This window comes from Nocardia carnea (genome assembly GCF_029869215.1).
In the GTDB taxonomy this organism is placed as follows: domain Bacteria; phylum Actinomycetota; class Actinomycetes; order Mycobacteriales; family Mycobacteriaceae; genus Nocardia; species Nocardia carnea_B.
In genome coordinates this window covers 1-12,415 of the sequence record NZ_JARWPM010000349.1, presented here as the reverse complement: position 1 = coordinate 12,415, position 12,415 = coordinate 1, and the positions used below count along the sequence as shown (strand labels likewise).

Sequence of the window (12,415 nt, the reverse complement as noted above, 5' to 3'; positions counted from 1 at the left end):
GCAGGTCCATTCCGGTCACGCCGGGCCCACGCCGAGTCCGGCCGGGGCGCCGGGGGCCCGCCCGCGGGGCCCCCCCCTGGGGCGCCCCCGCACGTATTCCGCACCCGCCTCCCCGGGGGGGGGCTGCGTACCCGCTTTGTCCCGCCCCGCCCGATCAACCCGGCACGATTCCCGCATCCCCGCCCACTCCGCAGGCACCCGCGCCGGAAACAGCTCCACCTCAGGGCAATCCGGACACCGCGGAACGTCCGGCACCGGAATCCGAGCGGACCGAACCACAACCGCCGCGCCCGACCGAACAATCGGACCCCCCGCCCGCACCGCCGGCAGCTCCCTCACCGCCGGAATCACCGGAACCCGTCGAACCCCCGGCACACGGGCACCCACCGGCCGCGGCCGGGCCTGCGCCGAACCCGGCCGGAGTCCCCCTGTCCGACCCGGCCGGCCAGCCGGGCATCACCGGCCCGGTGCCCGGTCAACGCGCGCCCGACCAGCCGGGAGTCATCCCCCCGCAGCCCTGAACCGCCACGGGCACGCCTCTGCACAGCCCGGTGTAGCCGGTCCATACGTTCACGAACAGCCCGGGGACCACGTCCGGTACGGTGTCGGCGGCACGCAGTAGGCTCACGGCAACAAGGCCGTATCGAGCGGCCGGGGACGAGTTCGGGGAGGATCATGGGCAAGTATTTCAACACTGCCGGGCCGTGCTACCCGCAGATGCACTACATGCTGCCCGCTCTCGAGCGCCTACCCGATGCCCGCCGGATGATCGACCGCGGCCAATACTTCGTACTGCACGCACCCCGGCAAACCGGTAAAACCACCAGCCTCGCCGATCTGGCCCGTCAGCTCACCGCCGAAGGAACCTACCTCGCCCTGCATTTCTCCTGCGAAGCCGCGAGTACCTTCGCCCAGGACGTCGGTGCCACCGAGCAAGCTCTTCTCGGCCGGATCCACGCCGCCGGGCTGGCCGCCCACCTCCCACCCGACCTGATGCCCCCCAACCCGTGGCCCGACGCCCCACTCGGTACCGCACTGTCGGCCGGCCTGGCTGCCTGGGTCGTGCAATGCCCGCGCCCGCTGGTCCTCTTCTTCGATGAAATCGACTCCCTGCGCGACGATGCCCTGATCAACATCCTCCGGCAACTTCGCGATGGCTACACCACCGACCGGAACGGATTCGTACACTCCATCGCCCTCTGTGGACTGCGTGATGTCCGCGAGTACAAAGCCGCGTCCGGGGGTGATCCGAATCGGCTCGGCAGCGCGAGCCCGTTCAATATCAAGGTCAAGTCCGTGCGACTGGGTGATTTCACCCGCGACGAAGTGATTTCGCTCTATTCCCAGCACACAGTGGAAACCGGCCAGGAATTCAGTCCCCCCGCCCTCGACCTGGCCTACCACTACACACAGGGCCAGCCGTGGCTCGTGAACGCCCTGGCCGCCGAGGTGATCGATGAGATGCGGATCGAGTCCACCATCACCGACGACCATATCGACCAGGCCAAAGAACGGCTGATCGTCGCCCGTGCCACCCACTTGGATTCCCTGGTCGACAAACTCACCGAACGCCGGGTACGCCGGGTGATCGAACCCCTCATCGCCGGGCAGAATGTGGACAGCGATCTGGAGTTCAACGACGCGGTCTCCTATGCCCGCGATCTCGGTCTCGTCGCCCGGACGAAACCGGTGCGCATAGCGAATCCGATCTACAACGAGGTCATCGTCCGGGTACTCGGTTCGGGTATCGAGGAGAACATCACCGCCGAACCCCACCAGTTCCGGCTCCCCGACGGCCGCCTCGACATCCCCCGCCTCCTCACCGAATTCGCCGCCTTCTGGAAACTACACGGCGAAATCCTGGCCGGCGACCAGCGCTACCACGAAGTCGCCCCGCAACTCGTTCTCATGGCCTTCCTGCACCGCATCGTCAACGGCGGCGGCTATATCGACCGCGAATACGGCGTCGGCCGCGGCCGCATCGACCTACTCATCCGTCAGCCCTACACCGACGACACCGGCCACCGCGCCGAACAACGCGAAGCCTTCGAACTGAAGGTCTGGGCGGACAAACAGAAGGATCCCCTCGAACAAGGGCTGGCCCAACTCGACAGCTACCTCGACCGCATCGACCTACCCACCGGCATCCTCGTAATCTTCGACCGGCGCAAGGAAGCCGCCCCGATCACCGAACGCACCCGGTTCAGCGAAACAACATCTCCGGCCGGCCGCACCCTCACCCTTCTCCGAGCCTGACGACACGCCTCGCCGAGCCGGTCGGGGCATTCCCGATTCCGACCAGGGCGAACGGTGACGCACCCGCCCCGGCTCACTGCTTGAGCCCGACACCACCTGTCATGAAGCGCACACCGATGGTGGTGGCGTCGGTGACGATCTCGTCCGGCCGCCACAGCGGCAGCGGCACGATACCCGGTGGGAGGATTTCCAGCCCGTCGAAGTACTCCGCCAGCTCCGCGGGCGTACGTACGCGGCCGGTACCCAGCTGCGACAACAGCACCTCTTCGAGCTCCGCGCTTTCCCGGGAATCGCTGAGCCGGGTGAAGTTGGTGATGAAGAAATAGGAACCCGGCGGGACCGCGGCACGTAACGTTGCGACGATCCCCTTCGGATCCTCCTCGTCGAGCAGGTGGTGCAGAATCCCGACGAGCATCACACACACCGGCTTGCCGAAGTCGATCAGCTCCCGCACATCCGGATGCCCGAGTACCTCCTCGGGCTTGCGGATATCCGCGGTCACCACGCGGGTATTGGGGTTGGTTTCCAGATGGACACGCCCGTAGGCGAGGACGATCGGATCGATATCGACATAGACGACCTTCGCGTCCGGATTCGCCTCCTGGGCAACCTCATGCGTATTGCGCGCAGTCGGCAGACCGGATCCGAGATCGAGAAACTGAGTGATCCCCTTGTCCGCGGCGAGATGACGCACCACCCGGTGCAGGATCGCACGGTTGTGCAGCGCGATCTCTTTCAGCTCCGGCATGACGGCGAGACTCGCCTCCGCCACCTGGCGGTCGATCCGGTAGTTGTCCTTGCCGTTCAGCATCACGTCGTATACGCGCGCGGCCGTCGGCTGACCGTCGTCGTACAGGTCGATCTCGGATCGTCCGATATCTTCGGGGCCCATCGACAACCTCTCATCACACCGAGCAATAGCGGCCGCCAGCATAGTCACACCAAAGCCGGTGAGCCACAGGTCCGTGACCGCACGGTAACCGAAATAGGACGGACAGCAAGCTTTTTCGAGACCTCGCGCACACCGTCCGCCGAGTTCCGCGGCAACCGAGCAGGGGCAAGGCCACGGCACCGGCCGCCGGTACGGCCTCTCCGCGGAGGAGATAAGGTCAGCCGAAGCCGGGGATTGCGGAACCGGTGGTGGCTTGGGAACGCGGGGAGGCTCCGGCGACGGCCGAATGCGGCTATATCGCCACGCACCCGGGAGTTGTTCATCCGAGGTCTGGGAAGTCCTGTACCCAGTGGAATCGGTCATGGTTCAGCGGGAAGGTTCCGGGATCGACCGCACTCAATTCGACCCGGGTCGGCCGGCCGTCGAGTATCCCTTCCAGGTGCAGGTGTTCCGGGTCGGGTCGCGCATAGGTGAACGTGGTCGCCTCTTCCGTCCCGGGCGCGGTGGCGACGGTGAGGGTCCGGGCGGCCGGGTCCAGTTGCGCCGGGGCGTCCAGCAATCGGCCGTCCATTGCCTGAATGGTCGCCAGGCCGTCGTATTCGAGTACGAGGCGCTGCCAGCGGGTTTCGTCGGTCAGCAGCGGTGGTACCGGTCGCCCGTCGACGCGGAACTCGGTGACCTCCCACAAGCCGTAGAGTTCGGGTTTCGGTGCACCGCCGCCGTATTCGTGCCAGCTGGTCCAGCCGATCACCACCGACCCCGCCACCAGCCAGATACCGATCGCCGCCTGCGCCCACAGTGCGAATCGGTTCGCCCGGGCCGTGCCGAACAGCGCCGGCTGGACCGCGGGGTCGGCGCGGCGGGCCAGCAGGAAGAAGTCGGCGAAGCGGCGAGCCTGTGGGGCGAGCAGGAGCAATGAGAACACCAGCAGGTGGAAGGACAGGATTTTGACCGGCACGTCGAAGGTCATGTTCAGCACGAAGACCTGCGCCATGCTCACCACGCTCAGCATCGCGCCCAGTGTGGCCGTGCGCGGTAGCAGCAGCAGTAGTCCGGCCGCGAGTTCCGCGACACCGAGCAGGATTTCGTACACCGGCGAACTGCCGACCTGTAACCACAGCACGGACATCGGCGAGAGTTGCCCGTAGGGCTGGATCAGGGCCGAGAGGGGTGGTGGCGGCATCTGGGTCGGTAGTGCCTTGGCGATACCGTAGAACAGCATCTGCCCGGCGAGGCAGAATCGCAGCCCGGTCAGGAACCAGGCGGCGCAGCGCGGATAGGCGGCGCGGCGGCGGTCGAGTACCGACCAGACGAGCGTCACCGCGCCGGCCACCACCGCGATACAGAACAGCATCACCCAGATGGCGGCCTGATCACCGCTGCCGGAGTTCTGCCGGAATACCGCCTCAGCACCGAATACCGTCCGCCCGACCCACTCCAGTACGGGCGCGACCTGCAGCAGTGGCCAGATCGGCGCATCATCGGGAAGCCATTCGCTCAATGCCGCGGCGAACACGAAGAGGATCTGCCCGATCAGTACGCAGAACAGAACCGTGTAGACCACACCGAAGCGGAACCCCACCCGCGCGATCCACGACCAGCGGGCCGGCGCCGCGTCCGAGGCGGGTCCGGCGGGGCTCGTGCCGGTTCCGGCGCCTGCTGTGTCGATCGCACTCATACCGAACCACCCTCACTGCCCTACCCACCACCGGGACTACGGCCTGCCGCACAGGCTCATCGTCGAACCTAGGCCAGAGCAGGCCGCGGGCGCCTCCGTGACAACCCCGATCCCGCATCCTCCGAAGGCACGATGTGCCCCGCGCTAGGTCCGGGTTCCCACACCGATCAGGGTGGTGGCGTCGAGTTCCTGTATTCCGGCGGCGTCGAGCGAGGCGAGGTAGGTATCGCGGACCGCGGCGGCCTGCGCCTCGTCGAGGCCTGCGACGGCTCCGGCGTAGCCGGAACCGGTGACGAGCAGCCAGGCGATTTCCGGTGTCAGCGCCAGCCGGAGTTCGTGCTCGGTGACGGTGACGTCGGTGAGACCCCGTTCGCCCAGCCAGGTGCGGAAAGCGTCCGGCAGGTTGAGCTGATCGACGAGATGCGGTGGGCGCGGAGGCGGCGGGGTGGTGCCGGTGACCGCGGCGACCGACGACGCGAGATGCTTACCCGCGGTTTCGATCGCGCCGCGCCGCCAGATCGTGAAGCCGGCCCGCCCGCCGGGCCGGGCCCGGCCGATCAGGTGGTCGGTTCCGGTGGTCATATCGGGGAAGAAGAAGATTCCGAGCACGGCTTGGACCACGTCGTAGCCGTCGTGCGGCCACGCGGTGGCATCACCGACATGCGGGTGCAACTGGGGCCGGCCGGCTGCCCGCCGGCGCAGGACATCGATCAGGCCTTCGGACAAATCCACGGCATCGACGAGGCCGGCCGGCCCGACGCGTTCCGCGGTGGGCAGCGCCGACGCGCCGGTACCGCAGCACGCGTCGAGCACCCGTTCGCCAGGGGCCGGGGCCGTACGCGCGACGGTGGCGGCGGCTATCGGCTCCCACAGATATTCGCCCAGGCGGTCGAAATCGGCGGCGGCGCTGTCGAAAGCCCGCGTGGAGCGGTCGTTGGTGGACATACCCATAAAGATAATGGTTTTCAATAGTATCGGCCATGGCTTCGGGGAACCGGCCCCGGGCACGACACGGCCACAGATCGGTTCGAGCCGGAGTCAGGCCGTGCCGGCCGCCGATGAGGCGCGTGATGCGCCGGGGCCGTCCGGAACCTCGCAGACCAGTGCGCGGATCTGCTCCGGTGTGCGATCGGCGACCCATTGCGCGGCAAGATCGTATCCGCGATCGAACAGGTCTCCGGGTGGGGCGGTCGGTTTACCCAGCGCCGCGCCGTAGGGCATCCCGGCGAAAATCGTTCGTTCCCGCACCCGCGCGTTCCGGTACGGCCGCGGGCGGTGCCGGATCATCGGCAGGCCGGACGCCAGCAGCGGGAACAGCAGTCCCCCGCGGCTGTCGTGCGGTTCCGGCCCGTACAGGTCGAGGATCACCGACGGGTGCGGATCGAATATCTCGTGCGGTACCCGGTATTCGCAGCCACCGTCGAAGAGGCCGGGGTGACCGACGGCGGCGGGAAGGGCGCCGGGAATACGAGTTGCCGCGACGAGGGCATCCGCCACCGGCATATCGGTCAGCCCCAGTTCGGGCAGATCCCGGGGTAGCAGCAGGTTCCCGTGCCGGGCCGAGAAAACGGGGATCAGCAACGCGGAACCTCCCTGCGGCAGCGCGAAATCCGCGAACGTCCGGTCGCCGGCGATTGCGCGCGCCAATTCCCGCACGCGAGACCGTGGGTACAACACGCGACGACGCAGCATCGAGGCATAGTGCGGCGCACCGAGCACCAGGTCGTCCGGGTACTGCACCGCGATCTGCCGTAACTCGTCCCGGCCCATGCCGGTGGCCGCGGCCACCGCTGCGATCGCACCGCCGCTCACCCCCAAGGCGACGGCCTGCCAGCGGTCCTCGCCCAGGCGGCGGTCGAGCACGTCTGCCACCCCGGCGACCATCCCGGCCATCACGGCCAGACTGCGTCCGGCGACGCCTACCAATATCCGTACTACGGCGCGATTTCCGGCCACGGATCGGCTCCTTCCGAATCACCGGGCGACCCACCGGCGCCCGTGCCGGAAACCTACGAGCGCCCGAGGCGGCTGTTCGCCACCGATGGGAACCACGCGCGGGGGGCACGGAGCCTCGGATACCTCGGCGTCCGGATGGCCGCGCGTGGGGCGAACCAGGCCGGCCACCACGCGGAACGCACCTGCAGACCAGCGGAAATTCCGGTTTCGGCCGGCCCGGCCGGTATCGGGCACCGCGGGCCGCCGGGCAAGGGAATCGGCCGCCGGATGCCTCATATCACCACACCCGCGCGAGGGAGAAATTCACCCGACGTTCACCGAGCCCCTCTCGCCCGCTGTGCTCACATTGTGCTGAATGCCCGAACTACCGAACTTTTCTTGTGCCGGACGCCCAGTGCGCACGGTTCTATGGTGAACCCCATGGAGATGCGAGTTCCGGACCTCGGCACCGACATCGCCCCCGCCGTCCGGGTGACCGAGCACGCACTGGACAAGAATCTGCTCGGTCTCTACCTCTACGGTTCGGCGGTGACCGGTGGGTGGCACCACGACAGCGATATCGATCTGCTCGCTGTGGTCGAGCGGAGTCTCGGCGACGAGGTACGAAAATCTCTGGCCGATTCGCTGTTGCGCGTCTCCGGCCGCTGGCCGCGGTCCGGTCCGGCGCGACCGGTGGAGTTGACCGTGGTCGTCCGCGGCGATCTGGTGCCGTGGCGCTACCCGCCGCGTTCGGATTTCGTCTACGGCGAATGGCTGCGGCCGGAGTTCGAGCGTGGTGACCTGGCCGCACCCGCCGAAGACCCCGATCTCACGATTCTGGTCACCATGGCGCGCGATTGCGCGATGACACTGGCCGGGCCGCCCGCCGCCCGGATTCTGGACCCGGTGCCGGCGGGCGATGTGCTTCGCGCTGTCACCGCCGGGCTGCCGGACCTGATCGCCGGTGCGGACGGTGACGAACGCAATGCCGTCTTGACCCTGGCCCGGATGTGGGTGACCGCCGAGACCGGCGCCGTGGTGTCCAAGGCCGAGGCCGCCGCGGCTGTCCTGCCCCGGTTACCCGCCGAGCACGCGGCGGTACTGCGGCTGGCCCGAGCCGGCTACCTCGGGGAAGTCGCCGACTCGTGGGCCGATCGCCGAGCCGAACTGAATTCCTTCCTGCGGTATGCCGGCGAACGGATCGCGGTCGCCTGCGCCGCTCGGGGATATTTCGCGGCGCGGCGACCGGCAGCACGGGACGGGCAGCCGGAACACCGCTGATGAGGGCAACGCATTCGGTCGCGCAGCGGTGCGTCACCCGCGGCGGAGACCCGATCGCCCGCCGGCTACCAGGCGATCGGCCCGGAGGCGCCGACGAACGCACCGTTCGTACCCGGGTCGGTGGATTCCGCGGCGGACAGAATGATCCGTGCGGCGTCGTCCGGCGTGGTCGGCGCATCCGCGGCGGCCGGGGCCAGTTCGGTGGCGACGAAGCCCGGGCAGACCGAGGTCACCCGCACCGGGGTATCGGCGAGCATTTTCGCCAAACCCACCGTGAGACTGTTCAGCGCCGCCTTCGACGCCTGATATCCCGGCACCACCATGGAGTAGTAGGCCGACTCCGGGTTGCGCTGCTCGGTGAGTGAGCCCATTTCGGTGGACACGTTGACGATATGCCCGGCCGGAGCCCGCCGGACCAGCGGCAGCAGTGCTTCGATCACATTGGCGGGGCCGAAGGTGTTGGTCATCAGCGTCTCCGCGAACGCACCCGGGTGGGCGAAGTTCACCGCTCCGGAAGCCGTGGCCTCCGGCAGTATCCCGGCATTGTTCACCAGCACGTCGATGTGATCGTGCCGTTCACCCAGCGTTTCGGCCAGGCAGCGGGCGCTGTCCACCGAACACACATCCAGCAGTTCTCCCTCGGCGAGCAGCCCCTCGGCGAGCAATTCCCGCACCACGCCGTCCACCGCCTCCGCCCGGCGGCCGGTCACCACCACCCGATAGCCCTTACGGGCGAAGGCGGTGGCGGTCGCCCGGCCGATTCCGCGGCTAGCCCCGGTGACCACGACGATGTTCTCAGCCATCTCGAAATCCTTTCGCATTTGCTCGTGCACTTCGAGCAAACGCGATCCGGCACCCGCACGCTGGCAGGAAATCGCCATCGCGTTCGTCTCCCACCACAGCGGTGAGCCGAGAGCGCGTCGGATAGCATGACCTCGGCCGCAGTGCGGCCCGCGGCGTGGTGAGGGAACCCGGTGGGAGTCCGGGACTGGCGCGCAACGGTGACACCCGTGCGGGTGGAGTCCGATCGCTCACGCGCCGCACCGACGCCGGCCTCGCGCACAGGCCCAGACGCAAGGAGTCCTTGTCCTGATGCGGTCTTTCCCGCTGATCATCGCTACTGCCCTGACCGCCGCGGCGCTCGCGGGATGCTCGGCCACCGAAGCCGAGACCGGCTCCGGGACCGCGGCCGCCGGTTATCCGCTGAAGATCGCCAACTGCGGGATGGAGGTCACGGTGGCAGCACCGCCGCAGCGGGCTGTCGCACTGAACCAGGGGGTCGCGGAGATCATGCTCTCGCTCGGTCTGGCCGACCGGATGGTGGGCACCGCCACCTGGACCGATCCGGTGCGGGCGAATCTCGCCGCCGAGAACGCGCGCGTCCCGCGGCTGGCCGACAACAAGCCGTCGTTCGAGGTGGTGCTGGATACCGAACCCGATTTCGTGGCCGCGTCCTTCGGCGGAACACTCGGGCCCGGCGGTGTCGCGGAGCGCGAACAGTTCGCCCGGCTCGGCGTGCCGTCCTACCTGTCACCCACCGACTGCGACGGCAAAACCGATATCAGCGTCAATGCCGACGGCGCCCGCACCGAACCGCTGACCATGGATTCGGTGTATCGGGAGGTCCGTGAGCTGGCGGCGATCTTCGATATCCGGGAGCGCGGGGAGCAACTGGTCACCGACCTGCAGACCCGCTATGCCGCCGCAGCCGGCCGGATCGCGGCCGGGGAGGTATCGCTCGCCTACTGGTTCGCCGACACCTCCACACCCTACGTGGCCGGATGCTGCGGATCGTCGGGAATCATCACCGACGCGGTCGGCGCGAAGAACGTTTTCGACGACACCACCAACGAGTGGCCGCAGGTGAGCTGGGAAACCGTGCTCGACCGCGACCCGGCCGCCCTCGTCCTGGCCGATCTGAGCCGGCGCAGCCTCGCCGGTGACGCACTCGACAGCAAGATCTCGTTCCTCGAATCGAATCCGGTCACCGCGCGGCTGAGCGCGGTCCGGAACAAACGCTACATCGTCGTGAACGGCGCTGCTCTGAACCCGTCGATCCGTACGGTCGACGGTATCGAGAAGGTCGCCGACGCCCTGGAGCGGTGGGGCTACGGTTCGTGAGTCCGCAACAGACGCCCGCTCCCCCGGCAGCCCCGATCACACGCGCGCCCGCGACGGCCGTGCTGGTGTTGTGCGGGCTGGCCGTACTCGCCGCCTCGATGGCGTTCACGATCACGATCGGTCCCGCGGACCTCTCCCTCGGCGATGTCTACGGTGTGGTGTTCGAGAAATTCGGTATCGGCGGCTCCGCGGTGCCGGCGATTCGGGAAGGCATCGTCTGGGAACTGCGGCTGCCGCGGACGCTACTCGCCGCGATCTGTGGTGCCGGGCTGGCCGTCTGCGGCGTGATCATGCAGTCGTTGCTGCGCAATCCGCTCGCGGACCCGTTCGTGCTCGGTATTTCCTCGGGTGCCTCGACCGGCGCGGTGGTGGTGGCGGTTCTCGGTGTGGGCGGCGGGCTGGTCTCGCTGTCCACCGGTGCGCTGATCGGCGCGCTGGTCTCGTTCGGGCTGGTGCTGTTATTGGCAGCGGGGGCGGGCGGGGGCGCCGCCAAAGTGGTGCTCGCGGGGGTCGCGGGCACCCAGCTGTTCTCGGCGCTCACCTCGTTCATCGTGCTGTCCTCGGCCGACGCCGAACGCACCCGGGGCATCCTGTTCTGGCTGCTCGGCTCGCTGGCGGGGGCGACCTGGACCGATGTCTCGGTCGCCGCGCTCGTCTGCGCCGCCGGGTTCGCGCTGTGCTGGTGGCGGCATTCCGCGCTCGACGCGTTCACCTTCGGATCGTCGGCGGCGGCGACCCTCGGGATCGCTGTCGGCCGGACCCGGCTGCTGCTGCTGGTGGTCACCGCCCTGATGACGGCGGTGCTGGTCAGCGCGGCCGGGGCGATCGGTTTCGTCGGCCTGGTACTCCCGCACGCCGCCCGTTTCCTGGTGGGGCCGCGGCACGCCAGGCTGCTTCCGGTCGGCGCCGTGCTCGGCGCGATCCTGCTGGTGTGGGTCGACGCGCTCGCGCGCACCGTCTTCGCGCCGCAGGAGGTGCCGGTCGGCGTGGTGACGGCGTTGATCGGGGTACCCGCGTTCGCGCTGCTGCTGTTCCGGACCCGGAGTACCGCATGACCCGGCGAGCGACCCCGGCACTCCGTCCGGCCGGACCCACGAGACAGGGGGCGGTATGACGCTGAGCGGCACACACCTGTCCTGGTCCCGCGGCGGCAATCTGGTCGTCGACGATATCGATATCCGGCCGGCGCCGGGCCGGACGGTCGGCCTGCTCGGGCCGAACGGGTCCGGTAAATCCTCACTGCTGCGGCTGCTCGCCGGCGTCTCGCGACCCGACCGCGGTTCCGTCACCCTCGACGGCATGCCCCTGCACCGCCTGGGCCGGCGACCGCTGGCCCGGCGGGTCGCGATGGTGAGCCAGCACGCCCATACCGAGGTGGATATCACGGTCCGCGATATCGTCCGCCTCGGCCGGATCCCGCACCGCGATATGTTCGGCACCGATTCACAGGAGGAACAGGCCGTCGAACGGGCCCTGCGGGCCACCGGACTCACCGGGCACGCGCACCGCACCTGGCATACGCTGTCCGGCGGCGAACGGCAGCGCGCCCAGATCGCCCGCGCGCTCGCCCAGGAGCCCACCGAACTCCTGCTCGACGAACCCACCAATCACCTCGATATCGCCCATCAGCTCGAGATCCTGGATCTGATCACCCGGCTGCCGATCACCACGGTGGTCGCCCTGCACGACCTCAACCTGGCCGCCATGTTCTGCGATTACGTCCTGGTCCTCGACCACGGCCGCGTCGCGGCGCACGGCACCCCGGCCGGCACCCTGACCGCCGAACTCGTGCACACCGTCTACGGTGTGCACGCCGACATCACCGTCGAGGACGGCATCCCGGCCATCCGCTACCGCCGCCCGGCGCCGGGCGCACTGCCTATTCGGAGCTGACGGCGCCTCCGGTCCACAGCACCGGTACGTCTGCCGGCCGACGGCGTCGGGGCGGCCGGCCGCGGCGCGCTCCGGAACCGGGCGGGAACCCGATCCGGCGAGACTTCCCGCCACAGACCGGCGCGGCCGGGTCGGCTCGCCGGGACACCGAGCAGTCCGGCGCAACGCGTCGGTGAGGCAGTAGCCGAGCCGTTTCGCTGCGCGTGGCCGGGCCGGCGGTGCGGCAATGCGCAGTCGCTGCCCCGGGGGGGGCCCGGGGGGGGGGGGGGGGGGCGCCGCCGGGCCCCGCCCCGCCGCCCCGCGGGGGGGGGGGGGAGGGGGGGGCGGCGCCCCCCGCGAGGCGGCGGCCGCGGGGGGGG

Annotated in this window: 10 protein-coding genes; 5 read left to right on the top strand and 5 right to left on the bottom strand. The window is 69.1% G+C overall.

All coding sequences use genetic code 11. The annotated features are described in order from the left end of the window. Positions 1 to 675: 675 nt before the first annotated feature. Entirely contained in the window at positions 676 to 2,256 is a 1,581-nt protein-coding gene (locus QH276_RS24365) for an ATP-binding protein (RefSeq protein WP_280401349.1), read from the top strand. A gap of 73 nt (positions 2,257 to 2,329) precedes the next feature. On the opposite strand, the gene QH276_RS24360 is transcribed toward QH276_RS24365, so the two are convergent. The 4 genes from QH276_RS24360 to QH276_RS24345 all read right to left on the bottom strand — a co-directional run bounded on the left by QH276_RS24360 (position 2,330) and on the right by QH276_RS24345 (position 6,782). Next, positions 2,330 to 3,148, bottom strand: a complete 819-nt coding sequence (locus QH276_RS24360) for an SAM-dependent methyltransferase (protein WP_280401350.1) — start codon at positions 3,146 to 3,148, stop codon at positions 2,330 to 2,332. Between the two features lie 319 nt (positions 3,149 to 3,467). Continuing rightward, positions 3,468 to 4,826 (bottom strand): DoxX family protein, encoded by a 1,359-nt coding sequence (locus QH276_RS24355; RefSeq protein WP_280401351.1) that lies wholly within the window; start codon positions 4,824 to 4,826, stop codon positions 3,468 to 3,470. A 144-nt stretch (positions 4,827 to 4,970) separates the two neighbouring features. Then, on the bottom strand, positions 4,971 to 5,771 hold the full coding sequence (locus QH276_RS24350) for a class I SAM-dependent methyltransferase (protein WP_280401352.1): 801 nt from the start codon (positions 5,769 to 5,771) through the stop codon (positions 4,971 to 4,973). Positions 5,772 to 5,864: 93 nt separating this feature from the next. Continuing rightward, positions 5,865 to 6,782 (bottom strand): patatin-like phospholipase family protein, encoded by a 918-nt coding sequence (locus QH276_RS24345; protein WP_280401353.1) that lies wholly within the window; start codon positions 6,780 to 6,782, stop codon positions 5,865 to 5,867. 420 nt (positions 6,783 to 7,202) lie between these two features. Here QH276_RS24345 and QH276_RS24340 point away from each other — a divergent pair, with 420 nt between their 5' ends. Beyond that, the gene (locus QH276_RS24340) at positions 7,203 to 8,042 is read left to right on the top strand and encodes an aminoglycoside adenylyltransferase family protein (protein ID WP_280401354.1); all 840 of its coding nucleotides are present in this window, start codon (positions 7,203 to 7,205) and stop codon (positions 8,040 to 8,042) included. Positions 8,043 to 8,107: 65 nt separating this feature from the next. Here QH276_RS24340 and QH276_RS24335 read toward each other — a convergent pair whose 3' ends face one another. After that, on the bottom strand, positions 8,108 to 8,845 hold the full coding sequence (locus tag QH276_RS24335; RefSeq protein ID WP_280401355.1) for an SDR family NAD(P)-dependent oxidoreductase: 738 nt from the start codon (positions 8,843 to 8,845) through the stop codon (positions 8,108 to 8,110). 289 nt (positions 8,846 to 9,134) lie between these two features. On the opposite strand from QH276_RS24335, the gene QH276_RS24330 reads away from it, so the two are divergent. The 3 genes from QH276_RS24330 to QH276_RS24320 all read left to right on the top strand — a co-directional run bounded on the left by QH276_RS24330 (position 9,135) and on the right by QH276_RS24320 (position 12,056). Next, positions 9,135 to 10,163: an ABC transporter substrate-binding protein gene (locus QH276_RS24330; RefSeq protein ID WP_280401356.1), complete on the top strand. Its 1,029-nt coding sequence runs from the start codon at positions 9,135 to 9,137 to the stop codon at positions 10,161 to 10,163. Between the two features lie 98 nt (positions 10,164 to 10,261). Continuing rightward, complete coding sequence (locus tag QH276_RS24325) at positions 10,262 to 11,218, top strand: FecCD family ABC transporter permease (protein WP_280401389.1); 957 nt, start codon at positions 10,262 to 10,264, stop codon at positions 11,216 to 11,218. A 55-nt stretch (positions 11,219 to 11,273) separates the two neighbouring features. Then, the gene (locus tag QH276_RS24320; protein ID WP_280401357.1) at positions 11,274 to 12,056 is read left to right on the top strand and encodes an ABC transporter ATP-binding protein; all 783 of its coding nucleotides are present in this window, start codon (positions 11,274 to 11,276) and stop codon (positions 12,054 to 12,056) included. Positions 12,057 to 12,415: the final 359 nt, after the last annotated feature.